The 23,949-nt window shown below is 47.2% G+C and carries 21 protein-coding genes; 14 read left to right on the forward strand and 7 right to left on the reverse strand.

Going from position 1 to position 23,949, the window contains the following annotated elements; translation table 11 throughout:
• Nucleotides 1–7: 7 nt before the first annotated feature.
• The gene (locus L4D09_RS05575) at nt 8–907 is read right to left on the reverse strand and encodes a DMT family transporter (RefSeq protein ID WP_428456505.1); all 900 of its coding nucleotides are present in this window, start codon (nt 905–907) and stop codon (nt 8–10) included.
• A 232-nt stretch (nt 908–1,139) separates the two neighbouring features.
• Here L4D09_RS05575 and rmuC point away from each other — a divergent pair, with 232 nt between their 5' ends.
• The 7 genes from rmuC (at nt 1,140) to tatC (ending at nt 7,221) form a co-directional block, all read left to right on the forward strand.
• Nucleotides 1,140–2,705 (forward strand): DNA recombination protein RmuC, encoded by a 1,566-nt coding sequence (rmuC, locus tag L4D09_RS05580; protein WP_428456506.1) that lies wholly within the window; start codon nt 1,140–1,142, stop codon nt 2,703–2,705.
• Nucleotides 2,706–2,779: 74 nt separating this feature from the next.
• Nucleotides 2,780–3,535 carry a bifunctional demethylmenaquinone methyltransferase/2-methoxy-6-polyprenyl-1,4-benzoquinol methylase UbiE gene (gene ubiE / locus L4D09_RS05585; RefSeq protein WP_428456507.1) on the forward strand — a complete coding sequence of 252 codons (756 nt, stop codon included), beginning with the start codon at nt 2,780–2,782 and terminating at the stop codon, nt 3,533–3,535.
• Nucleotides 3,536–3,542: 7 nt separating this feature from the next.
• Nucleotides 3,543–4,154, forward strand: a complete 612-nt coding sequence (locus L4D09_RS05590; protein ID WP_428456508.1) for a ubiquinone biosynthesis accessory factor UbiJ — start codon at nt 3,543–3,545, stop codon at nt 4,152–4,154.
• The gene (ubiB, locus tag L4D09_RS05595) at nt 4,154–5,788 is read left to right on the forward strand and encodes a ubiquinone biosynthesis regulatory protein kinase UbiB (protein ID WP_428456685.1); all 1,635 of its coding nucleotides are present in this window, start codon (nt 4,154–4,156) and stop codon (nt 5,786–5,788) included. The genes L4D09_RS05590 and ubiB overlap by 1 nt, the downstream gene beginning before the upstream one ends.
• A gap of 69 nt (nt 5,789–5,857) precedes the next feature.
• Nucleotides 5,858–6,106, forward strand: coding sequence for a Sec-independent protein translocase subunit TatA (tatA, locus tag L4D09_RS05600; protein ID WP_428456509.1), 249 nt, complete (start codon nt 5,858–5,860; stop codon nt 6,104–6,106).
• Between the two features lie 3 nt (nt 6,107–6,109).
• The gene (gene tatB / locus L4D09_RS05605; RefSeq protein WP_428456510.1) at nt 6,110–6,451 is read left to right on the forward strand and encodes a Sec-independent protein translocase protein TatB; all 342 of its coding nucleotides are present in this window, start codon (nt 6,110–6,112) and stop codon (nt 6,449–6,451) included.
• Nucleotides 6,452–6,462: 11 nt separating this feature from the next.
• Nucleotides 6,463–7,221: a Sec-independent protein translocase subunit TatC gene (gene tatC, locus L4D09_RS05610; protein WP_428456511.1), complete on the forward strand. Its 759-nt coding sequence runs from the start codon at nt 6,463–6,465 to the stop codon at nt 7,219–7,221.
• 273 nt (nt 7,222–7,494) lie between these two features.
• Here the strand turns inward: tatC and L4D09_RS05615 are convergent, their stop codons facing one another.
• From L4D09_RS05615 to L4D09_RS05625, 3 genes are all read right to left on the reverse strand, one after another.
• On the reverse strand, nt 7,495–8,862 hold the full coding sequence (locus L4D09_RS05615; RefSeq protein ID WP_428456512.1) for a YjiH family protein: 1,368 nt from the start codon (nt 8,860–8,862) through the stop codon (nt 7,495–7,497).
• Nucleotides 8,863–9,287: 425 nt separating this feature from the next.
• A complete protein-coding gene (gene gorA / locus L4D09_RS05620; protein ID WP_428456513.1) occupies nt 9,288–10,643 on the reverse strand; it encodes a glutathione-disulfide reductase in 1,356 nt (451 codons plus the stop codon).
• Between the two features lie 177 nt (nt 10,644–10,820).
• Nucleotides 10,821–11,660 carry a 23S rRNA (adenine(2030)-N(6))-methyltransferase RlmJ gene (locus L4D09_RS05625; RefSeq protein WP_428456514.1) on the reverse strand — a complete coding sequence of 280 codons (840 nt, stop codon included), beginning with the start codon at nt 11,658–11,660 and terminating at the stop codon, nt 10,821–10,823.
• Nucleotides 11,661–11,874: 214 nt separating this feature from the next.
• On the opposite strand from L4D09_RS05625, the gene prlC reads away from it, so the two are divergent.
• Nucleotides 11,875–13,917: an oligopeptidase A gene (gene prlC / locus L4D09_RS05630; protein ID WP_428456515.1), complete on the forward strand. Its 2,043-nt coding sequence runs from the start codon at nt 11,875–11,877 to the stop codon at nt 13,915–13,917.
• A 75-nt stretch (nt 13,918–13,992) separates the two neighbouring features.
• Here the strand turns inward: prlC and gppA are convergent, their stop codons facing one another.
• Together gppA and rhlB are read right to left on the reverse strand one after the other, a co-directional pair.
• Complete coding sequence (gene gppA, locus L4D09_RS05635) at nt 13,993–15,483, reverse strand: guanosine-5'-triphosphate,3'-diphosphate diphosphatase (protein ID WP_428456516.1); 1,491 nt, start codon at nt 15,481–15,483, stop codon at nt 13,993–13,995.
• Nucleotides 15,484–15,498: 15 nt separating this feature from the next.
• On the reverse strand, nt 15,499–16,812 hold the full coding sequence (gene rhlB / locus L4D09_RS05640) for an ATP-dependent RNA helicase RhlB (RefSeq protein ID WP_428456517.1): 1,314 nt from the start codon (nt 16,810–16,812) through the stop codon (nt 15,499–15,501).
• Nucleotides 16,813–16,925: 113 nt separating this feature from the next.
• Between rhlB and trxA the strand changes: the two genes are divergently transcribed.
• From trxA to fre, 6 genes are all read left to right on the forward strand, one after another.
• On the forward strand, nt 16,926–17,252 hold the full coding sequence (gene trxA, locus L4D09_RS05645) for a thioredoxin TrxA (RefSeq protein ID WP_036821764.1): 327 nt from the start codon (nt 16,926–16,928) through the stop codon (nt 17,250–17,252).
• 199 nt (nt 17,253–17,451) lie between these two features.
• Nucleotides 17,452–18,717, forward strand: coding sequence for a transcription termination factor Rho (rho, locus tag L4D09_RS05650; RefSeq protein ID WP_428456518.1), 1,266 nt, complete (start codon nt 17,452–17,454; stop codon nt 18,715–18,717).
• 222 nt (nt 18,718–18,939) lie between these two features.
• Nucleotides 18,940–19,935: a hypothetical protein gene (locus L4D09_RS05655; protein ID WP_428456519.1), complete on the forward strand. Its 996-nt coding sequence runs from the start codon at nt 18,940–18,942 to the stop codon at nt 19,933–19,935.
• A gap of 127 nt (nt 19,936–20,062) precedes the next feature.
• Nucleotides 20,063–21,943 carry a 4-hydroxy-3-polyprenylbenzoate decarboxylase gene (gene ubiD, locus L4D09_RS05660; protein WP_428456686.1) on the forward strand — a complete coding sequence of 627 codons (1,881 nt, stop codon included), beginning with the start codon at nt 20,063–20,065 and terminating at the stop codon, nt 21,941–21,943.
• A gap of 49 nt (nt 21,944–21,992) precedes the next feature.
• Nucleotides 21,993–22,256 carry a 2Fe-2S iron-sulfur cluster-binding protein gene (locus L4D09_RS05665; protein WP_428456520.1) on the forward strand — a complete coding sequence of 88 codons (264 nt, stop codon included), beginning with the start codon at nt 21,993–21,995 and terminating at the stop codon, nt 22,254–22,256.
• A gap of 9 nt (nt 22,257–22,265) precedes the next feature.
• Nucleotides 22,266–22,976, forward strand: coding sequence for an NAD(P)H-flavin reductase (gene fre, locus L4D09_RS05670; RefSeq protein ID WP_428456521.1), 711 nt, complete (start codon nt 22,266–22,268; stop codon nt 22,974–22,976).
• An 80-nt stretch (nt 22,977–23,056) separates the two neighbouring features.
• On the opposite strand, the gene L4D09_RS05675 is transcribed toward fre, so the two are convergent.
• Nucleotides 23,057–23,941 carry a carboxylate/amino acid/amine transporter gene (locus L4D09_RS05675; protein WP_428456522.1) on the reverse strand — a complete coding sequence of 295 codons (885 nt, stop codon included), beginning with the start codon at nt 23,939–23,941 and terminating at the stop codon, nt 23,057–23,059.
• Nucleotides 23,942–23,949 lie beyond the last annotated feature (8 nt).

The following is a 23,949-nucleotide window of genomic DNA, read 5'->3' on the forward strand; positions in this document are numbered from 1 at the left end:
CGATGTGCTAGGCGGCGCTGGTGGCGTTTGCCTTTTTTCCTTTCAATTGCTGTACTAACAAGCCACAAACAATCAGCACCAAACCAACTAACGTTGACGGGTGGATCTCTTCACCAATAATTGTCGCCAATAGCATTAGGGAAATAAAGGGTGAGATGAAAATCAGGTTGCTGATCCTTGCGGTATTGCGAGTAAGCTTGAGTGCATTAATCCATAAAACAAAAGTGATCCCCATTTCAAACAAGCCGACATAGCTAACCGCAGCCCAACCCTGCCAAGGTACCTGCGACCATCCGCCTAGATATAAACTCAGCCCAATCGAGAAGGGAAGAGACACTAAAAAGCCAAGCAGTACACCAAGTACCGGGTCAGCTTGGTTTTTAGTGTTTAAAATCCAATACATTGCCCAAAGTAAGGTCGAGAGTAAGGCTAATGCGACACCTGTCGGGCTATCAAACTGTAAGGCGAGAACATCCCCTTTGGTCGCAATGATGATCACACCAACATAACCTAATGCACAGGCAGCCCAGTCTTGTTTTCGGATCTTTTGCCCGAGGAAAACGGCCGCCATTAAGGTCAAGGTGATCGCCCAGCTATAGTTCAGTGGTTGGGCTTGTGAAGCAGGTAATAGCTCATACGATTTGAACAAAATCAGATAATAAGCAAATGGGTTGATCATGCCGAGTAATACGTAGTACCACGGACGAGCCAGGAAGGTACGGATGAGCAAGTGCAATTTACCTTGGTAAAGAGCAATACCAGCAAGAGCAATGGCCGAGACAATACTTGCCGCAACCAGCATTTGAACCGGGGTAAAAAAATCTAAGGTGATTTTAAAGGCTGTCGCAACAGTCGACCAGAGTAATACTGCAGAAAGCCCGTAGCCGAGCGCGTAACGTTCGTTCATTGTTTATCCATAATCAAAGTGCCAAACTGGCGAAAGAACCATCGACGAGAGCGTCAGTCTAGTCGATTGTATCGATATCGACTAGCCCATTCCTGTGAGGGATGTAATGTTCTCTGGAATGAGGGGGCTTGAGCGATAACATCTGGACATTTATCCAGTATCCTTTTAGCCTTAAATACCTGTTTTTTGCGGCTCGCCCCGCTTGTATATTCAAAGATTCAAGGTATTAAGCATGATTAATGAATGGCTGTCAGGATATGGTTTGGCAGTAATAACGGCATTGTTTGTGGCTGTCATTGCCAGTGCAATTACTGCCTGGCTAGTGAAGCAGCGCTGGCAACAACTGCTGCAGTTGCTTCAACAGCAAATTGAATCAGACAAGCGACTGGCTGAAAGCCGAGAGCAACAGTTTATGACCCAGCTTGATGAGCGAAATAAAGAGCTCGATGAGATGGATATTGAGCGCGATCGCCTCACTAATGAGGTGCGCCAAATGCATGCACGTCTGGCTGCCGCGCTAGAAAAAATGCGCCACTTCGAAGCACTTAAAAACGAAAAACAATATTTTAGTGAACAGCTTGAAAACGCACGCATGGCCAATGCCGGTCTTGAAGCGGATCTGCGTGAGCAAGAAGCCCGTCATTTTGAAGAGCAAAAAGCGGCTGATGAGAAAATTGCTTTACTTGAAAATGCAGAAGAACGGCTACGGGTGCAGTTTGAAAGTTTGGCGAACCGTTTATTTGAGCAAAAGACCCGCACAGTGGACGAGCAAAACCGTCTCAGTATGGAAACCTTACTCAGCCCATTGAAGGCACAGTTGGAAGGCTTCAAGAAGCAGGTTAATGACAACTTCAGCCAAGAAGCACGCGAGCGTCATACGCTGGTGCATGAAATCAATAACCTCAAACAGCTAAATGAGCAAATGGCGCGTGAAGCGGTCAACCTAACCCAAGCATTAAAAGGTGATAACAAAGCGCAGGGTAACTGGGGTGAAGTGGTACTGTCGCGTGTACTTAGCGAATCAGGACTTCGTGATGGCCATGAATATCAAACTCAGGTCAGTTTAGAAAATGACGATGGCAAACGCTACCAGCCCGATGTTGTGGTGCATCTACCGCAAAGTAAGGATGTGGTGATCGATGCAAAAATGTCGCTGGTTGCTTACGAACGTTTCTTCAATGCAGAAACCAGCGCTGAACAAGATCTAGCACTGAGTGAACATGTTGCTTCTGTCCGTGGTCACATTCGGGGCTTAAGTCGTAAGGACTACCACCAATTGCATGGTGTGCAAAGCTTGGATTATGTGCTGATGTTCATTCCGGTTGAACCGGCTTTTCAGGCGGCGATTGAAACCGACCCAAGCTTAATCCGTGATGCTATGGATCAAAATATCATGCTGGTTAGCCCTACGACGTTGCTGGTGGCATTGCGTACCATTAATAATTTATGGCGCAATGAGCGACAAAATCAAAATGCGAAACATATCGCTGAACGTGCGAGTAAGCTCTATGACAAACTCCGCTTGTTTGTCACCGATATGGAGTCGGTGGGGGCATCCCTCGATAAGGCGAATCAAAGCTATCAAGGCGCTATGAATAAGTTGCTTACAGGTAGAGGCAATGTGATCCGCCAAGCAGAAGGTTTTAAGCAGCTGGGGGTTGAGGTTAAACGCGATATAAATCCATTACTTGCGGAGAGAGCATTACTTGGCGCCGCTGATGACGATACGCCTGAATCCTCGCCGGCGATAAGTCGCCGACTTTCGTTACAGGCTAGTGAAGAAAATGATTTGTCGTAGTGCTTTGAGCAAAGCTCAACCATCAAGTACACTAGACCAGTTTATGACAGTTTGATAACCATGACGGATGTAGCATGACGGACACCTCACTAGATACCACACACTTTGGTTACCGCACCGTAGCCAAGGAAGAGAAGGCAGAGATGGTTGCAGAAGTATTTCACTCTGTAGCCGCGAAATACGACATTATGAATGATCTGATGTCGATGGGCGTTCATCGCGTTTGGAAACGCTTCACCATTGATTGCAGTGGTGTTCGCCGCGGCCATAAAGTGTTGGATTTAGGGGGCGGTACTGGCGATCTAACCGCAAAATTCTCACGAATTGTGGGTGATGATGGTCAGGTGATCCTCGCTGATATCAATAACTCGATGCTGAATGTTGGCCGCAGTAAGTTACGTGATATGGGTGTTGTCGGTAATGTCGGGTATGTGCAGGCGAATGCCGAAGAACTCCCATTTCCTGATGACTTCTTCGATTGTATTACCATCAGCTTCTGCCTGCGTAATGTCACCGATAAAGAGAAAGCGCTGCGTTCTATGTACCGCGTGCTAAAACCAGGTGGGCGTTTATTAGTGCTTGAGTTCTCGAAACCAATTCTTGAACCACTTTCAAAAGTCTATGACGCATACTCTTTTCATCTATTGCCGAAAATGGGTGAAATAATTGCTAATGATGCGGAGAGCTACCGTTATTTAGCAGAATCTATTCGTATGCACCCTGATCAAAATACCTTAGAAGGTATGATGCAGGATGCTGGGTTTGAACAGACCCAATACTACAACCTAACCGGTGGTATCGTTGCGTTGCACCGTGGCTTTAAGTTCTGAGGATGTTATGCCTGTTGATGTATTAGTCACTGGGGCGATAGAAACATCGCTAAATACCCTGCTAAAAGAAGATGAAGACAGCCAGCGTCGACTGGCCCGTTTACGCGGGAAAATTATTGGTGTCACCATCAATGAGTTTGGTAAGCAACTGTACTTTGTTTTTAGTCAGCAGATCGATGTATTGGGTGCGTATGAAGGTGAGGTTGATTGCCAGCTTGCCTTGAATCTGTCTGTACTGCCTGAATTGCGCCAACAGGCTAATTTGACTCAGCTGATCAAGGCGGACAAATTATCTCTTGAAGGGGATATTCAGCTTGCCCAGCAATTCTCAGCGCTGTTAAATGGCTTGAAACCTGATGTTGAAGAAAAAATTTCGCAATATACCGGTGATATAGTGGCACATACGTTAGTGGGCGGACTGAAGAGCGGTGCTAGCGTGGTGCGTCATGGTATCGAACGCCGTCAGCAATACTTGGCTGAAGTGATCACGGAAGAGTGGAAGCTTGCACCACAAGCGTTAGAAATTGCTCATTTCGCCGATCAGGTTGATGATTTGAAATCAGATGTCGCAAGGTGTGAAGCTCGTATGAATGTAATAATGGAGCGTTATTCTTCATGATGGCACTGTCTGAATTTAAACGCCTTTATCAGATCACCGCAGTTCAGCTGCGTTATGGCCTTGATGAATTATTACCTGATGATCCGCGGTTAAAGTTACCGAAAGCGGCACGAAAATCATTAGTGTGGATGAAAAACGAGCACCCAGATAAACCGCTGGGCGAGCGCCTACGTTTGGCGCTGCAAGAGCTCGGGCCAGTCTGGATTAAGTTCGGGCAAATGATGTCAACGCGTCGAGACTTATTTCCACCCCACATTGCCGATCAACTTGCCATGCTGCAAGATCAGGTTGCCCCGTTTGATGGCAAATTGGCAAAGCAACACATGGAAGCATCATTGGGTGGGCCGTTGGAAACATGGTTTGATAACTTTGATGAAACACCCTTAGCGTCAGCCTCGATTGCGCAAGTGCATACCGCGACGCTGAAAGAGACAGGGGCTGAGATTGTTCTCAAGGTGATCCGCCCAGATATCTTACCGGTGATCCGGGCTGATATTAAACTGATGTATCGCATGGCGAAAATTCTGTCACGTATGCTGCCAGAAGCGCGACGTTTACGACCAATCGAAGTGGTACGCGAATATGAGAAAACGTTGCTAGACGAGCTAAACCTAATGCGTGAAGCCGCAAATGGTATCCAGCTGCGACGTAATTTCGAAGACAGTGACATGTTGTATGTACCTGAGGTGTATACCGATCTCAGCAGTGAGCGTTTACTGGTGATGGAACGTATATACGGTATCCAGGTATCCGATGTGGATGCGCTGGTGGCTAACGGCACCGATCTGAAGTTGCTATCGGAAAATGCCGTGACCATCTTCTTTACTCAAGTGTTCCGTGATAGTTTTTTCCATGCTGACATGCACCCAGGGAATATCTTTGTGGCGCGGGAAAATCCTGAAACACCACAATGGATAGCCTTAGATTGCGGTATCGTCGGTACTTTAAATCGCGAAGATAAGCGCTATCTGGCGGAAAACTTGCTGGCATTTTTCCATCGTGACTACCGTAAGGTCGCCGAGCTGCATGTTGATTCTGGCTGGGTGCCACCAGACACCAATGTCGATGAGTTTGAATTTGCTATCCGTACCGTGTGCGAGCCGATTTTTGAAAAACCCTTGGCCGAGATTTCGTTTGGTCATGTGTTGTTAAATCTGTTTAATACTGCGCGCCGCTTCAATATGGAAGTGCAGCCACAGTTAGTGTTACTGCAGAAAACGCTGTTATATGTAGAAGGGCTTGGCCGTCAGTTATACCCGCAGCTTGATTTGTGGGATACCGCCAAGCCGTTTCTTGAAGATTGGATGTCGCGTCAAGTCGGCCCACAAGCCGTGATTGAAGGCGTCAAAAGCCGTGCACCATTCTGGGCGGAAAAGTTACCGGAATTACCGGAATTACTATACGATAGTTTGCGTCAGGGCAATGCACTGAACCAACGCATCGATACACTCTATGATAGTTTTATGGAGAGTCGGCGTTATCAGGGCCAGGCTAGGTTCCATTTTGGCATTGGTGCAACTCTGGTTGTATGTTCTGCCATACTTTTTAGTAATCATGTTGAAACCTATCCAGTCATTACGGCTGTAATGGGTATCACGTTTTGGTTACTTGGTTGGCGCGCTTGCCGAAAATAGACGGTAGAGTAAGCGACCAACAAACAAAACGTTTTCTTATCAACCACAATAAGCTGAGGTAAAACAAGCATGGGTGGTATTAGTATCTGGCAACTGCTTATCATTGCACTGATCATTGTGCTTTTATTCGGAACAAAGAAACTACGTTCGTTAGGCGGTGACCTAGGTTCGGCTGTGAAAGGTTTCAAAAAAGCGATCGGTGACGATGAGCCAACTGAAAAGAAAGAAGCGGATGCGGATTTCGATCAGAAGAAGCTTGCTGAAGAGCAGCAAGATCCACAAGCTCAAAAGAGCCAAAAAGATAAAGAGCAGGTTTAACGCGTGTTTGATATCGGGTTCTGGGAGCTAATACTGATCTCCGTTGTGGGATTAGTTGTACTGGGGCCGGAACGCCTTCCCGTCGCGATCCGTTCTGTATCGCGTTGGGTTGGTGCTGCTCGTAATATGGCAAACTCGGTGAAAGATGAACTGTCTCAGGAGCTTAAAATCCAAGAGTTGCAGGAAAATCTTAAAAAAGCTGAGAAAATGGGAATGGAAGATCTCGCACCTGAACTGCGAGATTCTGTTGAGGAGCTTAAAAAAGCTGCTGCAGAAGTCCAACGCCCTTATGCCGATAAAAAAGACGAGCAGCCCTCGGCGACGACCTCTCAAAAGCAGGATTAAAGTAACTCACTATGTCTACAGTTGAAGACACGCAACCGCTATTCAGCCACCTTGTTGAGCTGCGTAACCGTCTGCTGCGTTCTATCCTGAGCGTCATTGTGGTTTTTCTTGGTCTGGTTTGGTTTGCTAACGACATCTATGCCTTCATGTCTGCGCCTTTGGTAGAACGTTTACCAGAAGGGGCGACCATGATCGCGACAGATGTCGCTTCACCATTCTTTACACCAATTAAGCTGACTTTGGTGACTTCGGTTTTTGTTGCGGTACCAATGATTTTGTATCAGGTATGGGGCTTTATCGCACCAGGCCTATACAAACACGAGCGCAAGCTGATCATGCCGCTGCTGTTTTCCAGTTCGCTATTGTTCTATGCGGGTGTTTCGTTCGCTTATTTCGTTGTATTCCCCTTGGTGTTTGGTTTCTTTACCAGCATTGCACCAGAGGGTGTGCAGGTCGCGACTGATATTGCCAGCTACCTTGATTTCGTGCTCGCATTGTTTATGGCTTTCGGTATTGCATTTGAAATCCCGGTGGCCATTATCTTGCTATGTTGGACGGGGGCGACAGATCCACAAACATTGCGTACCAAGCGACCTTATATTGTCGTAGGAGCGTTTGTAGTGGGTATGATGTTGACACCGCCAGATATCATCTCGCAAACATTGTTAGCGATCCCTATGTGCCTGCTGTTTGAAGTTGGACTGTTCTTCGCGAAGTTTTATGTTCGTGAAGGGCGAGAGGAAGATGATATTGCGGAAGACGAGCAGTAATCACCGCTTTTGAATGATAAAAAACCGGCCTTGGCCGGTTTTTTTATGCTTGTTTTTCGTTAGTTCAAGAGGGTCATAAGAATCGGTTGGGCTCGTATAATGTGATTATGTTGCACTATGACTGTGTTTTGGCGATAGAAAGGGTGTTGAGTTGATGTATTGCAGTATCAAACATAGTGGGCAACTTAAGGGTAAGCATAGCAGTATGCTACCTATACTAAAAAGCCAGCTCGATGAGCTGGCTTTTTTGAAGCGGGAGGTTGGACTCTCTTTTTAGAAGAAGATATGTCCCATCACTGCAATTACTGGCAGGGTGACCAAGGTACGCAGGATGAAAATCATGAACAGTTCCCAAGGCTTCACTGGAATTTTACTGCCAATTAGTAGTGCACCGATTTCAGACATGTAAATTAGCTGCGTGACTGACATTGCTGCAATGACAAAGCGGGTCAAATCACTTTCAATGCTTGATGCCAAAATAGATGGTAAGAACATATCAGCAAAGCCGACCACGATAGTTTCTGATGCCGCTGCCGCTTCTGGAATACGTAGCAGCTCAAGGAATGGAATAAAGGGCTGACCTAGTATGCTAAATACTGGCGTATTTTCAGCAATAACCAGCGCTGCGGTACCAATGGCCATGACAACAGGTAGCACCCCGAAAATCATATCAACAGCATTTTCAATACCTTCAATAACTACCTTACGTAGGCTTTTTACTTCAGCAGCTTTATTCAGTGCTTGCTCAAGGCCGAAGCTAAACACAGTTTTACCTTCAGGCACGGCTTCAATGTTTGCAGTGCTTGATGTCGCGCCATCAACATAATGGTCTTTCTTCCAAGACAGTGGTGGTAAGCGTGGCACAATCACCGCGGCTGCTAATCCAGCCAGACACACTGTGAGGTAGAACGGGGCAAACATATGCTCAAGGTTTACTTGTGCAATAACAACCAAGCTAAAAGTAATAGAGACTGCGGTAAAGGTTGTACCAATGACCGCCGCTTCACGCTCGGTGTAAATCTTACTTTCGTATTGCTTACTCGTCATTAATACGCCAACACTGCCGTCACCAAGCCAAGAGGCAATACAGTTAACAGCAGAGCGGCCAGGTAGATTGAATAGCGGACGCATGATGCGAGTGAACATTGCACCAACAAACTCTAGCAGGCCAAAGTTAAGCAGCAGAGGGAGTAATAAACCGGCAAAAAGGAAGACAGAAAACAGAACTGGTAGAAGATCGTTTAATACCATGCCACCCGTATCACCGTGGTGGATCATTTCTGGGCCGATGGCGAAGAATGACATGATCGCGAAAATTGCCCCCATCTGCTGTACTACGAGCCATGGCAGAGTTGGGTTGAACAGGCCGTTTAAAAAGCGATTTTCAGTTATTGCTTTCGGTTTTACTGCTTTAGTAAAAAGAGAAGCTGCGGCAGTTAGGGAAATTACGAACGTTACGATAGCCGGCAGCATACCGTCGAATAAGGCTTGAACCGATTTTGCCAATACCGCGATTGGGATCGTGATCGTACCTTGGTATTCAATCGGTGCCATGAAAAGGAATACACCGAGCAGTGACGGTAAAATAAACATCAGCCAATTGGCTTTCTGTTTTGATTTAGCAATAACCTGATCTTGCATGCCAGACCTTAATTAATTGTTTTGATTGGGAGTAAATAACCGCTATTCCGTTTGGAATAAATATTCACTGATTGTCCATAATCAGGTGGTGAGAGATTACAGTTTTTCGATATAAATTGGAATAGTATTTGGTTAAAACTGGCTAGTTATTCAGTATTATGCTGTGTGTTGCCACTATGACTGGGTATTCATCTAATTGACGATGGTGAAGGAACTTATGCATGCTTTTTTATACTTAACCCAAAATAAGCTGATAGGGTGTGCCTGATAATGATACTTAATGATGTGATATTGGCGACTAAGATAAGCTGTTCGATAAGCTCGCGTTGAAATATGGCTTCAAGTTAGTGTTGTAACCAGCTTATATTTTGAATGTAAAAAAGGGGCATCATCGCCCCTTTTGTGGTTGGTTTGCCAGTTAAGGCTTAACGCATGGTAACAAACTCTTCAGAGCCGGTTGGGTGGATAGCGACAACGCTATCGAAGTCAGCTTTGGTTGCGCCCATCTTCATCGCAACACCGAAGCCTTGGATCATTTCATCGACGGTATAACCAATACCGTGTAGACCAACGACTTTCTCGTCAGGGCCTGCACAAACCAGCTTCATCTTACAAGGCTGGCGGTGGGCAGTCACAGCGGTATACATCGCCGTAAACCCTGACTGGTATACTTTTACGTTATCTTCGCCAAACTCAGCAATTGCTTCTGCTTCGGTCTGGCCAATAGTGCCGATAGGTGGATGGCTGAATACCACGGTTGGGACTAGTTTGTAGTCCATCTTCGCATCAGTCTTACCGTTAAATAGGCGCTCTGATAGCTGACGACCCGCTTTTACGGCTACAGGAGTTAGCTCGATACCACCTTCCATGATATCGCCAACACAGTAAATGCCAGCAACATTGGTCTGCTGGTACTCATCAACTTTGATGTAGCCACGGCTATTGGTTTCAACGCCTGTAGCTGCAAGGTTGATTTTGTCGGTGGTTGGGTTACGGCCGATCGCCCAAATTAATAGGTCAGTATTGTGTGATTCACCGTTTTCGAAGTGCAGGGTTGTCGACCCATCAGCTTCTTTCACGACTTCTTTTGGCACTGAATGGGTGTGCAGTGTTGGACCTTCTGCATCCATTACTTCGACTAACGTGTCGATGATCATTGGGTCAAAGCTGCGCAGTGGCGACTCTTTACGCACGAACAGATGGGTGTCTGTACCTAGCGAGCTTAATACGCCTGCGATTTCAACCGCAATGTAGCCAGCACCAATAACGGCGGTACGCTTTGGTTGCTCGGTTAGCTCGAAGAAGCCGTTCGAATCGATACCGTGCTCGGCACCAGGTACATTCGGAATGGTTGGCTCGCCGCCTACAGCAATCAGGATGTGGTCCGCAGTGTAGTGCTCACCGTTAACTTCAACTGTCTTTGCATCAACAAACCGAGCAAAACCGTTGATCACTTCAATGTTATTTTTACCCAGTACGTTGTCGTATGCGGTGTGAATACGGCTGATGTATGCTTCGCGGCTTTCAACCAGTTTGCTCCAGTTAAAGCCTTTCACATCGACATCAAAGCCATAATCTTTGGCGTATAAGTGCATTGCTTCAGCAATTTGCGCGCCGTGCCACATGACTTTTTTAGGTACACAACCAACGTTTACACAGGTACCGCCGAGGGCTTTGGCTTCAACTAATGCTACTTTTGCGCCATGCATTGCGGCACGGTTTGCTGATGCAATACCGCCGCTGCCACCACCGATACAAATGTAATCAAAATGCTTTGCCATGACTTTACTCCAATGATTTTATTGATTTGCTTACAGCTCCTGCTGTGCTTGCTCTAGTGTAATCAAGAATGAGATGAGTTACGAGAGGGGATGATCGAGAAAGTCAGAACTTAAAATAACAGGCATAAATAAGGCGGGAAACCCCCGCCTTAGATGATTTTGTATACCAAACTGGGCTTATTCCGGCACGATCCACTCGACTTTATGGTGGCCATGGCTTGGGGCAATGGCTTGTTGTAACCACGGTAGAATTGTTTTCATTTGGCTTTCTAGCTTCCACGGTGGGTTAATTACTATCATGCCTGAAGCGGTCATACCACGTTCAGTGGTATCAGGTTCAACGCCTAGCTCAATCTGCAGTACTTTGCGGATCCCGCCTTTTTCCAATCCACGTAGCATCTTGTCAATGTTCTCGCGATATACCACGGGATACCAAATCGCATAGGTGCCTGTTGCCCAGCGTTTATGGCTATCGATGATCGCATTCACCACGTCCATATACTCATGCTTGAGTTCGTAAGGTGGGTCGATGAGTACCACACCACGACGCTCTTTCGGGGGAAGGCTGCCTTTTAAGCGCGCAAAGCCATCTTCTTTGTATATTTTGACTTGGCGATCACTGCGAAATTCTTGCAATAGCAGAGGGAAGTCACTTGGGTGCAATTCTGTAAGCACCATGCGATCTTGTTCACGAAGCTGTGCACGAGCTACACGGGGTGAGCCTGGGTAGTAACGCAGTTCATCACTGTCATTAAGGGCCTTAATTGCCTCAAGGTAAGTGGCGATGTCTGTTGGGATATCATCACGTGCCCAGAGCCGTGCAATGCCTTGCTTGAACTCGCCGGTTTTTTCGCTGCGCTCATCTTGTAAATCGTAGCGGCCGACACCGGAATGGGTGTCATGATAAACAAATGGCTTTTCCTTTTGCTTTAGGGCATCAAGGATCAGGCTTTGTACAATGTGTTTGACCACATCGGCATGGTTACCGGCATGGAAACTGTGGCGGTAGCTCAGCATGGCTGGAGTCTCGACAGTAATAAGTTATGAGTAAGGCCTGTATTATGGCGAATTGTCGACGAAGATCCACAAAGCAGTGATGACTTTCATTAATCCAGTTGTTAATTCTAGGTTAAAATAAAAAGAGTTAAGCAGGAAATAGCGTCATTAAGGGATTGAATTTGCTTACGAGAAGACGCATTTAATAAAGGAATACAGAATTAAGGAATCGCGCATGTCTAACCCATTACTCACTATGACGGATCTGCCTCCGTTTTCTCAAATTCAGCCAGAGCACATTAAACCTGCGGTAGAGCAGGCAATTACCGATTGTCGTGCTGCCGTTGAGACGGTATTGGCGAGCGATGTACCACCAAGCTGGGCATCCATTTGTGTGCCATTAGCGGAAACAGATGATCGTCTTAGCCGTATTTGGTCGCCTGTTGGCCATTTAAATGCGGTGAAAAATAGCAGTGAGTTGCGCGAAGCGTATGAAAGTTGCCTGCCACTGTTATCTGATTACGGTACTTGGGTTGGTCAACACAAAGGCTTATATGACGCTTTTAAAGCGATGAAGTCGGACGAAAGTTTTACGGCTTTAAATCAAGCGCAACAGAAATCGATCACCGATGCATTGAAAGAGTTTGAGCTATCAGGCATTGGCCTACCAGCAACAGAGCAGCACCGATACGGTGAGATCAGCAAGCGCTTATCTGAGCTGGCTTCAACCTTCAGCAACAATGTACTGGATGCCACGATGGGTTGGAGTAAGTTGGTAACAGACGTTGCTGATTTAGCCGGCTTGCCGGAATCAGCACTACAGGCGGCGCAAGCAGCAGCTGAAGCAAAAGAGCAGGAAGGGTACCTATTTACGTTAGATATTCCGTCGTACCTACCTGTTATGACGTATTGTGAAAATGCCGCTTTGCGCCAGGAAATGTATGAAGCCTTTGTAACCAGAGCGTCTGATCGCGGGCCCAATGCTGGCCAGTGGGACAATACCGATATCATTGCCGAGAAGCTTAAATTAAGCCATGAAATTGCCCGCTTGTTGGGTTTCTCTACTTACAGCGAGAAATCATTAGCAACAAAAATGGCGGAATCGTCAGAGCAAGTGCTTGGTTTCTTAAATGATCTTGCAACCCGAGCGAAGCCACAAGGTGAGCGAGAAGTACAAGAGTTACGTGATTACGCACAAGCTGAATTTGGTGCTGAATCCCTAGAACCTTGGGATTTTGGCTTCTATGCCGAAAAGCTTAAGCAGCATCGTTATAGCATTTCTGATGAGCAACTACGTCCTTATTTCCCAGAGCAAAAAGTGGTCGCAGGTCTCTTTGAAGTGCTCAAGCGTGTCTTTGGCATGGTCGTGACCGAACGTGATGGCGTTGATACATGGCACGACTCCGTGAAGTTTTACGATATCGTTGATGCTACGGGAACATTGCGTGGTAGCTTCTATCTTGACCTATATGCCCGTGAGCACAAACGTGGTGGGGCATGGATGGATGAGTGCGTTGTTCGACGTACGCGTGATGACGGCAGCCTACAAGCGCCCGTTGCGTATCTCACGTGTAACTTCAATAAGCCGATAGGCGACAAACCAGCGTTGTTTACTCATGATGAAGTTGTCACCTTGTTCCACGAAACTGGTCATGGTATCCACCACATGTTAACTCAAGTGGAAGTGCCTGCCGTATCGGGTATTAATGGTGTGCCGTGGGATGCAGTCGAATTGCCAAGCCAGTTTTTAGAGAATTGGTGCTGGGAAGAGGAGGCACTGGCCTTTATTTCTGGTCACTATGAAACCGGTGAGCCGTTACCGAAAGAGATGTTGGATAAAATGCTGGCGGCGAAAAACTTCCAGTCAGCAATGGGTATTCTGCGTCAGCTTGAGTTTGGTTTGTTCGACTTCACCCTGTACACCGAATATGACCCAGAAATCGGCGCTAAGGTACTTGATACACTGTTTGACATTAAATCACGTGTTTCAGTGGTACCGAGTCCTGAATGGGGACGCTTCCCGCACAGCTTTGGCCATATCTTCGCTGGTGGTTATAGCGCGGGTTACTACAGTTACCTATGGGCAGAAGTGTTATCGTCAGATGCGTTCTCGCGTTTCGAAGATGAAGGGATTTTTAATACCCAGACTGGGGCTGATTTCCTTGATTGCATTCTAGAGCGTGGTGGCAGTGAGGAGCCGATGGACTTGTTTAAGCGTTTCCGTGGCCGTGAACCTCAAATCGATGCATTATTGCGTCATTCGGGTATCACAGGCTAAGAGCAGTTATTCTCGATAAGACATAAAAAAAGACGCCATAAGGCGTCTTTTTTTGTTGGAACGTTGTACAGGTGGCTATGCAGTTTTGGTCAGCACCAGCGGCCAGCCCATGTCAGTCTGACGTGTTGCTTCTTGTTGAAGTTCAGCGTCGGTTAATGGGTTGGCTTCAAGCCAGCTAGCTGGCAGCGTCAGGGTTAATTTACTGTCGCTGGCACATAAGCTAAACGGCGGCTGTTGCTGGTGATCACGACGGTGACATAAGATCACGGCGAGGCGAAGCAGGCGCAAAATACGGGTTGCGCTTTGGGCTGATAGTGCGTGTTGTTCAGGCATGCTCATGAGCTGTTCGCGGAAGCGACGTAATAGCTCTGCGATCAAGTATTTCTGCGCGCGGGTAAAACCCGGAAGATCGCTATTGCTGATCAAATACGCAGAATGCTCGCCACTTTTCTTGAACTCAATTGTTGTACCAATTTCATGCAGTACGGCACTGGCATGAAGGAGGTACTTCGCTTGTGGCTCCATGTGCCATTCTGGGCTACAGCCTTTGAGTAATGACAGTGCGGTGTTGGCAACAGTGTTGGCGTGCGGTGTATCGAGCTGGAAACGCGATTGTAAGCTCATTAGTGTGCGCTCACGAACATCATTGTGGCGCATTTGGCTCATCATTTCGTACACCATGCCTTCACGGAGTGCACCACCAGCGAGTGTCATTGATTCAATGCTCAGCGATTCAAAAATCGCAATGAGGATGGATAAGCCGCTCGGGAAAACCAAGGCTCTTTCAAGCGTAAGCCCTTCGATATCCAGATCTTCGAGTCGCTCATACTGCATTGCTTGGCGCTGCATGCGCTTAAGCTTCTGCAGGGTGATCACTTCATCCATCCCTTGAGCGAGCATAATTTCTTGTAGCGCCTGAACGGTGCCACTGGCACCGACGCATGTATCCCAGCCGAGTTCTTTATAAGATTCGACAATGGGTTCTATGGCCGACTTTGCGGCTGAAATGGCGGCGTTGAAGTTTTCTGCTGTTAAGCTACGGTCTTTGAAGTAGCGCTCCAACCACGTAACACAGCCTATTTTCAGGCTGGTAAGGGCGCTGGCATCAAAACCTTCACCAATGATCACTTCGGTACTGGCGCCGCCAATATCGACCACGAGGCGCTTACCACTGCCACCAGAGGTATGGGCAACGCCTTGATAGATAATTCGAGCTTCTTCCTTGCCGGGAATAATGTCGACAGGATAGCCAAGAATCGTCTTCGCTTTGGAAAGAAAAGTATCGGCATTTACCGCTGTACGCAGTGCAGCTGTGCCCACAATGCGAATGTTGGCTTCAGGGATATCTTGAAGTCGTTCGGCAAACAGGCTCAGGCAGTCCCAGCCTCGTTGCATGGCTTCTTCACTCAGCATGCTTTCGCTATTCAGGCCGGCGGCAAGGCGAACCTTGCGCTTGATTTTAGCCAGCGTTTGTACACTGCCAGCTACTTCTTTGACAATCCACATATGAAAGCTGTTTGAGCCAAGATCAATCGCGGCGTACAAAGGGGATACTGTTCTTTCCATAGGCATATTTTCGTATTACTGTGATTTGTTTTGCGGCGGACGGCGGCGGTTATTTCGCTGACGCGATTGACCTTGACCTTGACGCTGTGAGCCACTGTTACGGCGATTACCACCTTGGCGCGGTGCGCGAGGAATGCTAACCGGTGCAGGTAGATCGTCTAATAATGCGTCAACATTGTACTTTGACAGTGGGATCGCATGTTCGATATACGTTTCGATTGCTGTCAGGTTAATTGCGTACTCTTCACAGGCAAAGCTGATTGAGTGGCCGCTTTCACCTGCACGACCTGTACGGCCAATACGGTGTACATAGTCTTCGGCATCGTCAGGTAGGTCGTAGTTAAATACGTGCGTTACCTGAGGAATGTGCAAGCCACGTGCTGCGACATCAGTAGCAACCAGAATGTCGATTTCGCCTTGAGTAAATTGCTCAAGAATGCGAACGCGTTTCTTCTGTGGTACATCGCCTGTTAGCAAACCAACACGGTGCTTATCTGCTGCTAGGTGGGCCCAAACATCGTCACAACGATATTTCGTATTAGCAAAAATAATTGCGCGATCTGGCCATTCTTCTTCAATCAAGGTTTGCAGTAAGCGCATTTTGTCTTGATTTGAAGGGTAGAATAATTCTTCCTGAATACGGTGACCGGTTTTTTGGTCTGGTTCAACAACCACGCTTTCAGGTGTATTCATATGTTCGAATGCAAGCTCTTTCACACGGTATGACAGTGTGGCAGAGAACAGCATGTTCAAGCGAGCTTGAGGTGCTGGCATACGACGGAACAAGAAGCGGATATCTTTAATAAAACCAAGATCGAACATGCGATCGGCTTCATCAAGTACTACAACTTGAATCGAACGTAGATCAATCACGCGCTGTTTGTAGAAATCAATGATACGGCCACAAGTACCGATCAGGATATCAACGCCAGCTTCTAACGTTTTTTGTTGCTTTTCATATGCTTCACCACCGTAAGCTAAGCCTGCTTTTAGGCCTGTGCTTTCAAGTAACGGTGCAGCATCGTTGTAAATCTGGATAGCCAGTTCACGGGTTGGTGCCATAATAATGGCACGAGGATGGTTGGTTTTACGATCCTCTGCAGCTGGTGTTAGCAGTAAGTGGTTAAAAGTCGCTGTCAGGAAGGCCAGGGTTTTACCTGTACCTGTTTGAGCCTGACCTGCAATATCACGGCCGGAGAGCACTACCGGCAATGCCAGCGCCTGAATAGGCGTACAATTATGGAAGTTTTTTGCTTCCAATCCTTGTAAAACCGTAGGTTCTAAACCTAGGTCGGCAAATTTTTGCTCTGTGATGTGAGTCGTCTTCATTCGTATAGAATATCAGCTTAGGGTTGCAATACGAAACGGATTCCATTCAAATAGGGCAACGATTTGCTGGTTAAAATCAAATCAGCTAAGAAAATCAACCATTGGAGTGGAAGATGAGCGACAAGATTGTGCAGCTAACAGACGCAAGTTTTGATAGCGATGTGATTAATGCTGCAGGCCCGGTACTAGTCGATTTTTGGGCTGAATGGTGTGGTCCATGTAAAATGATTGCCCCAATTCTTGACGAGATCGCGGACGAGTACGAAGGCAAGCTAACGATTGGTAAATTAAATATCGATCAGAATGCCGCAACGCCGCCAAAATTTGGTATCCGTGGTATTCCAACATTACTGCTGTTTAAAGACGGTGGTGTAGCCGCGACAAAAGTTGGCGCGCTATCAAAGAGTCAACTGAAAGAGTTCTTAGACGCGAATTTATAAGTAACTCTGCTTCGAACTGTGCGCAATTTCTCAGTTGTGCACGGTTTGACTTACGTCTATGCTAGACGGATGAGATCTTTAGTGCTAACTTAACGCACATAAAACATATTTTTGTTCATTCCTTGACCAGCCCACATTGGTCGACCCTATCTCAATTAAACATAGAACCCCTATTTTGACTGACAAGAAACCCACCACTATGAATCTGACCGAATTAAAGAACCAACCTATTTCCAAGTTGGTTGCGCTTGGCGAAAGCTTAGGATTAGAAAACCTGGCACGCTTGAGAAAGCAAGATATTATCTTCTCCATTCTCAAGCAGCATGCTAAAGGTGGTGAGGACATTTTTGGAGATGGTGTTCTAGAAATTCTTCAAGATGGCTTTGGCTTCCTTCGCTCTTCAGACAGCTCTTACTTGGCCGGCCCTGATGACATCTATGTTTCGCCGAGCCAAATTCGTCGTTTCAATCTCCGCACTGGTGATACCATTGCCGGGAAGATCCGACCGCCAAAAGATGGTGAGCGTTATTTTGCGCTATTGAAAGTCAATGAAGTTAACCACGATAAGCCAGATAACGCGCGTAATAAGATTTTATTTGAAAACTTAACGCCATTGCATGCAAATGATCGTATGCGTATGGAGCGTGGTAACGGTTCGCGTGAAGATATCACTGCGCGTGTACTCGATTTGGCTTCACCAATTGGTAAAGGTCAGCGTGGTCTGATTGTTGCTCCGCCAAAAGCGGGTAAGACCATGTTGCTACAGAACATCGCCCAAAGTATTGCCCACAATCACCCAGAATGTGAATTGATGGTATTGCTGATTGATGAGCGCCCGGAAGAAGTAACAGAAATGCAGCGCTTGGTTAAAGGTGAGGTTATTGCCTCTACGTTTGATGAACCTGCATCACGTCACGTACAAGTTGCTGAAATGGTAATTGAAAAAGCCAAGCGCCTTGTTGAGCACAAAAAAGACGTTGTTATCTTACTCGATTCTATTACTCGTCTAGCCCGTGCATACAACACCGTGATCCCGTCATCTGGTAAAGTATTGACTGGTGGTGTTGATGCTAACGCACTTCACCGTCCTAAGCGTTTCTTCGGTGCGGCACGTAACGTTGAAGAGGGTGGTAGCCTGACAATCATTGCAACGGCATTGGTTGATACTGGTTCGAAGATGGATGAAGTGATCTACGAAGAATTTAAAGGTACAGGTAACATGGAACTGCACCTATCTCGTAAAATTGCTGAGAAGCGTGTTTTCCCTGCGATTGACTTTAACCGTTCAGGTACGCGTCGTGAAGAGCTATTGGCGAAAGCAGATGAACTACAGAAAATGTGGATCCTGCGTAAGATTGTTCACCCGATGGGTGAAACCGATAGCATGGAGTTTTTGATCGACAAGCTATCAATGACGAAAACGAACGATGAGTTCTTCGATGCCATGCGTCGTCAAAAGTCATAATTTAGTCGTTTGACTCACAGTTTATTGAAACGCCACCTTGTGTGGCGTTTTTTATTACTTGCAGTTTGGGTATTATTGAGCGGTGTGCAATTATCACGCTGTGTTTGTAACTCAGACGACGGAAATTGATCTTGAGTACCCACATATTTGGAGTTATTGCCTTTAAGCAGGGTGGCTTTGGTAGTTTCTTTTTTCTCCTCATCATTTCACCAGGGAGGTGACATGCGACTAGGACGGTGCATGCTGATAGGGCTTTTAGTCGGGAGTATGGCAACGGCAAATGGCACTGAGGTGTCAGAGCTGGAAGTGAGCCAAGTTCTAACTTCTCCTATCGTTCAGGATCGGGTAGCGGCGCTGACAACGCTCTATGATCACGGTGACTTTCGCGCGCTAGAATTTAAATTATCGCAATTATCTGACTTCCAGCAAGAAGCTGTTCGTAGCCAGTTAGTCTCACATGCGGTGGATTTCGGCACCCTTGACCAAGCCAAAGCCGATTGGCTACAGGCGCAGGCCGAACGCAAACTCATGTTCAATGTTGTTGAGCAGGGTGATGGCTATCTAGTCACGCAAAGTGCTTTTCATTATGGTGCACAGGCGCGCGGGCTGGTTTTAAGATGGCAGCAAACCCTCTTGGCTCAGGCTATGGTGGTACAAGCAGAGGCTGGAGAGTTAGTGCTGTCAGAGTGGCTCCGCGGTGATCTACCTACCCAAACTGTACGCCGAGATATCTTTTTGGCCCAGCTCCCCTCCTTATCAGCTCAAGCCGTAACGCAATTGGCGGCGCAGTTTTCTACTGACAGTAAATTGGTTTGGTTGCCTGATAACGCGATTATAGCGGCATTGGCTGCAGCATCCGATGAGCCAGCGGTGTACCACTTGCTATGGCGCCGGCGCAGTGATCACTACAGTGTTGCTGAAGTTCAGCGGTTAGCCCAGTTAGCCCCGCAATCTGAAGCGATCGAACAGTTGATGGCGGCGACAATCAACCCATCGCTAAAACAACAAGCTTATCGTTCACTGGTGACATTGAACCCTTTGCCTGCCGCGACTCGTGAGTTTCTCAGAGGTAAGCTCGATGAAGTGGACGATGGTCAGCTGGTGGCGTTTGAATTGGCCAATCATGGCTATCTGGATTGGCTGGAGCAGTTAGCCTTGGTCAGTAGCAACAAGGTATTTCAACGAAATTTTGAAGCTGCGGTAACTAAGCTGCCTTAAGCGGATTCATTGCGGTATTTTCAGCTGTTTTGACGTTAACAACTCGTTATAATGGCATGATAATTATTTGCAGTAATCGGTCGCCGCGCCGGTGCTGGTGTATTTAAATATGGATAACTGCGAAGCAATGAAGTTCAAGGATTTGCGTGAATTTATTGACTACCTCGAGCAGGAAGGTCAGCTAAAACGAATTAAGCAACCGATCGACCCCGATCAGGAAATTACTGAAATTTGCGACCGTACATTGCGTGCGGGAGGCCCTGCCTTGTTGTTCGAGAATCCGGTTGGCTATGATATGCCAGTTCTGGCTAACTTGTACGGTACGCCTGGGCGTGTTGCGATGGGCATGGGGCGTCAGAATGTCAAAGAGCTGCGTGAAGTTGGCAAGCTGTTGGCCTACCTTAAGGAGCCTGAGCCACCACGCGGCTTTCGTGATGCTATCGATAAGCTGCCCGTTTTCAAGCAAGTGCTGAATATGCCAGTGAAGCGTCTGCGTAACGCACCTTGCCAACAAGTGGTGTGGGAAGGCGACGAGGTTGATCTCGATAAAATCCCAGTGATGAGCTGCTGGCCGGGTGATGTCGCACCATTGTTGACTTGGGGGCTCACGATCACCAAGGGGCCAAAGAAAAAACGCCAGAACTTGGGTATTTACCGCCAGCAAAAAATTGGTAAAAACAAGATCATCATGCGTTGGTTGGCTCACCGTGGTGGGGCGTTAGACTTACGTGACTGGATGGAAACCCACCCCGGTGAACGTTTTCCTGTCACTGTCGCATTTGGTGCGGATCCTGCCACTATCCTTGGTGCCGTTACCCCTGTTCCCGATACGTTGTCTGAATATGCGTTTGCAGGGCTACTGCGGGGCAGTAAAACCGAAGTTGTCAAAAGTATCAGCAATGAGCTGGAAGTCCCTGCCAGCGCAGAAATTGTGATGGAAGGGTACATCGATCCCAACGAGTTTGCCGATGAAGGCCCATACGGTGATCACACCGGTTATTACAATGAGGTCGAGCGTCACCATGTCTTTACCATAACCCATGTCACTATGCGTAAAGACCCGATTTATCACAGTACCTACACTGGCCGTCCACCTGATGAGCCGGCTGTGTTAGGGGTTGCCCTCAATGAAGTGTTTGTGCCGATTTTGCAGAAACAATTCCCTGAGATAGAAGATTTCTACCTACCGCCGGAAGGGTGTTCGTACCGCATGGCGGTGGTGACGATGAAGAAACAATACCCAGGTCATGCCAAGCGTGTGATGATGGGGGTGTGGTCCTTCTTGCGCCAATTCATGTACACCAAGTATGTGGTGGTGTGTGACGATGATGTTGATGCGCGTGACTGGAACAGCGTGATCCAGGCGATGACCACGCGAATGGATCCGGTTCGAGATACTTTGCTGATAGAGCATACACCGATCGACTCACTTGATTTCGCCTCTCCTGTGGTGGGTCTGGGCTCAAAAATGGGATTAGATGCGACCATCAAGTGGGATGCTGAAACCGTTAATACGCCTAGCGAAAGCGGATTGGTTAATCCAGATTTCGATATCGAAGCGGGTACTCAAGCATTACTTCAGCAATTCCCTGAAATTGTCGATTTCTATTTACCCCCAGAAGCGGAGGAAAATAGAATGGCGATTGTGAGTATCAAGAAAAATGCTGCAGGCCATGCACGCAAAGTAATGGATGGGATTTGGTCGTTCTTAAGTCAGTTTACTGATGCCAAGTTTGTGATTGTCTGTGACGATGATGTCAATGTCCGTGATTGGAATGATGTTATTTGGGCGATCACCACGCGGATGGACCCAAGTCGCGATACGCTATTGATTAATCATGGCGCCGCGGACGCACCTGTAATAAACCAGAGTTCTAAAATGGGGATGGATGCGACGAACAAGTGGCCAGGAGAGACTGACCGCGAGTGGGGTATACCTATCGCCAAAGATACTGAAATCGTCGCGAAAGTTGACGCTATCTGGAATGAATTAGGGATCTTGGATTAAACCAAGACCGATAAATTGCCCGAGATGATCGGGCTTGAGAAACCATTATATGCATCAAGTACGCCTGCTGCCCCATAACCTTACTTTTCCTGCCAATGGGCAGCAAACAGTATTGGAGGCTGCGCTCAACGCAGGCATCGCTTTTCCTAACCGCTGTCAGGTCGGTGCTTGCGCTATGTGCATGTGCCGAAAGAAAACGGGCGAGATAAGTTACCAACTAGCGCCTATGCTTACTGAGAACGAGCAAGCCGAAGGTTGGATCTTTGCCTGTCAGGCCGTAGTGAAAAGCGACTTGGTATTAGAGCTAGACTAGAGGAAGAGAATGTCCATCAAATGTGAAGTAAAGTCAGTCGAATCATTGGCATGTAATACATTTAAAATATTATTACAGCCTGAAGCCGCCATTGAATTTAAAGCGGGTCAATACTTGCTGGCCGTCATGGGCGAAAAAGACAAGCGCCCGTTTTCGATCGCGAGTAGCCCATGCCGTGATAACGAATTGGAGCTGCACATTGGTGCGGCTGAACATAATCCGTATGCCATGGAAGTGGTAGAGGCAATGAAGGCTGCTCTGGCTTCTGGTGACTCTATCGAGATTGAAGCGCCGCACGGTGACGCATGGGTGCGCGAAGACAGTGACAAGCCTTTGTTGCTGATTGCTGGCGGTACAGGCTTTTCTTATGTTCGCAGTATTTTAGATAATTGCTTAAGCCGCGGTGTGAACCAGCCTATCTTCGTATATTGGGGGGGGCGTGATGAATGTCAGCTGTATGCCAATGATGAACTGCAAACACTGGCTGCGCAATACCGTAACCTGACCTATGTACCTGTTGTCGAAATGGCTCCAGAAAATTGGCAAGGTAAAGTGGGTAATGTACTCGAAGCGGTGAGTGACGATTTTGTTAGCTTATCTGCTTATGATATTTATATTTGCGGTCGTTTTGAGATGGCAGGCGCAGCACGTGAGCAATTCTCGGCCGAGAAAGGTGCAGAACGTGAGCGTATGTTTGCTGATGCATTTGCGTTCATCTAAAACTAGATAATATCGCAGCACCAACAATAAAAAGGCGAGATTAATTATCTCGCCTTTTTTCATGGCTGCGTGAAAAAGCGCTATGGTGACGTGTTACCACGAGAGAGCTCAACTTTACGTTTTACCCACGTTTCATTTATCCACAATGAGAGCACGATGATCCCCCCGCCAAGCAGCAGGCGAAGGTAGTCGACATCGCTATTCCAAATCACGATGTTCACAATGAGTCCGGCAGGGACGAGGGCATTATTCATGATAGCCAATGCCCCAGCGTTGACCATGGTCGTACCTTTATTCCAGATGAAATAGCCCAACCCAGAAGCCACAATACCGAGGTAGGTGAGGATCCCCCACTGTGTGCTGGTCGTTGGTAGTTGCTCGCTGTTGCCAAACAGCAGGAACATTGGCAAGGCCACGCAAACCGCCCCTAAATAGAACAGCCCAAACACGGTATGTTGTGGTAGATCTGCTTTCTCTTGTTCCATGATTCGTTTGTAGCCAACCTGGCCGATAGCAAACGAGAGGTTGGCACCTTGTACGATTAAAAAGCCAATAATGAAGTCTGCATTGATCCCTTCGAATTTGATCACAGCAGCCCCCAATACGGCAATGGCCGCTGTGACGAGATACCAGGCTGAAAACTGACGATGTAGCAAGTCATAGATCAATGTGACGTAGATTGGGGTGAAGATGGTAAACAGCAGTACTTCCGGTACACTTAAATGAAGGAAAGACTGATAGTAAAAGCAGTACATGATGCCGAGCTGGAAAGCACCGACAGTCATTAATTTTAGTGATAGTGATAGGTGCAGGTGTTGTTTGCGCAGGAAAGGCAAAAAGACCAGCGCAGCAAGTGAGACACGGGTTAACACCGAGAACCAAGCATCAACTTGTCCCGCCAGATAAACGCCGATTAAGCTAAACGAAAAGGCCCATAGCAGGGTGATTGCTGAGAGGTATCCCATAATGATTG

Source organism: Photobacterium makurazakiensis (assembly GCF_050336715.1).
Taxonomy (GTDB): Bacteria; Pseudomonadota; Gammaproteobacteria; order Enterobacterales; family Vibrionaceae; genus Photobacterium; species Photobacterium makurazakiensis.